We start from the raw sequence: 2,067 nt of genomic DNA on the forward strand, positions 1-2,067 counted from the left end.
TTTTAACCTCCGCTCCACATCTCGAAGGACGAAAATCCCTGCTAACTCTAATCTACAATCCAGTTTCTTGTCTCAACATATCCAATTAGTTTAAGCGTGTTCATTGTTTATATGTTGAATGAAAATCCTTAAAATCGTAAAATTTTCTCATTTTAAATCTATTTATATTGAAGTAATCCAAACCTTTTTCTTGCACATTGCAAATAGAGGAAGCCCTTGCAGATACAAAACATTTAAGAAAGGACTAAAAAAACACTTCTTATGAACACTCTCAAATACTCAAGTCACCGCAATATTGGAATCTGAAAAATAAAATGATAATGCCCGCTTATTATAGCAATGAAAATAATCTGTATCTTATCAAAGTTGTTCTTGGCGGCTATCATTTGCAAAAAAGAAAAAACTTCCCTAAAAAATGATAAAGCATTCTTTACTTTTTATAATAATTTGTCCTCAAACTCTCTCAGTCTTTTCTAAAAAGATAAGTCTTTCTCCAAACCCCTCAATTAAACATCTAAAAAAAGAAAACAAAAAATATGCATAAAGATCATAAGCCTTAAACCTGCGATCTATAAAAATTAATAAAGAAACGAATAAATATAACCATAAAAACGCTTAAAAAAACACATAAAAACCAACCCTTGTCCACTTTATATTAACAAAACAGCCACCAATGCCGCCTCTTTTGAAAAATTATTTATAAGTATTTAAGCCTCTCACAGTCACAATAAAATCTGTTTTTCATCTCATAACATCCAAAATTTTAGAAAAATGCTTTATCACAGATGAAGAAGATATATAATGAGTATTTTCAACCTATAAATCAAAAAAATCATTTATTGTAATCTTTCATATAAAAGATAACTATATTGATAAAGCAAAATGAATTTTAACATAGTAAAAGGCAGAAAAACTTCTGCCTTTCATCTAAAAAATACATATTATACATCCTCAAAAAAGATGGCGCAATCCGGCAGAGAAACTCGCTCCAGAAAAACCAACTTTCTTCAACCCATGTTGATAAGTAACATCGCCATGAAGAGAAAGTTTTGAAGAAAGATGCGCATTAAACCCGAGTCCTGCTTCCAAAGAAGAACCAAAAGAACCTAGCTGGAAATCGTTCTTAAAAGAAACAAATTGCTTATTTTCAAAACTATGCAAATAAGAAAGCTTACTATAAAAAGAAACCTCACGCCCCTGTTCAGAAACACCTAGCGTCTTACTTAAACGGCCTCCAACACGCCCAACCCATTGATGAAATTTGCCTAAATCAACATCAAGATGATCAACATCAAGCGCTTGATGAAACTGAAGATGCTGGTAAACAACCTGAACCTGCGGATCAAAAACAACCCCTTTATAGCCTATTGCAAACGTTCTACCACTCGTTAAAGAACCGCTAAACTGTTTACCCTTTAATGCAACAACTTTACCTCGTGCAAGGGTCAAAACATCACCCTTAAAAAGGCCATACGATAACACCCCATCCATATAAAAACCGGTATTATGTTGCAAACTTCCATAAGCCCCTACAGACCATTTATTAAATGCACTTTTTTTGCTGTGTTCAACATCCTGAGGCTGTAGAGAAAGGTTTCCATAGTTCCCCAAAGCCCCAAAGAATGTACGCGTATATAAACTCTCGATCTCGTTTAACAAAACACCTGCTTGAAAAGCATTATAATCGAGCTCAGCGCCATAGCCATATTCAAAAGCAGATAAATTGGAAGCATAATGATGGCTCCCTCCATAAGCACGCAGAAAAAAGGCTGCGTTTTCATCCTCTTTCCAAGAAGAATGAAAAGCATGCCGCATTGTCTCTAACTTTTTATTTTGCGTAGTCATATCCATCAAACCAACATGGAACAAAGCATTGGGCAAAAGAAGATAAGTTGGTAATTGAGGAACAACAGCTCTAATACCTAGCTCCGGCTGAACATCAAGCGGCATAGGAAGATTAGATGAAGGATCCAAAGCATCAGAGTCCGTAGAAGGCTTTGATTCAACTGGTTTAGAAGAAAGAGCAACAGAATCTGTAGATGAAGGAGATACCGGAACAGATGGCTC

1 protein-coding gene is annotated in these 2,067 nt (G+C 35.0%); it reads right to left on the reverse strand.

Annotation, left to right across the window (positions count from 1 at the left end; all coding sequences use genetic code 11):
- Positions 1-951: 951 nt before the first annotated feature.
- Positions 952-2,067 (reverse strand): autotransporter family protein (locus BN338_RS03570; protein ID WP_156809246.1); only part of this gene is annotated, 1,116 nt, incomplete at its 5' end.

It is taken from the genome of Bartonella queenslandensis AUST/NH15, assembly GCF_000312585.1.
Classification (GTDB): domain Bacteria; phylum Pseudomonadota; class Alphaproteobacteria; order Rhizobiales; family Rhizobiaceae; genus Bartonella; species Bartonella queenslandensis_A.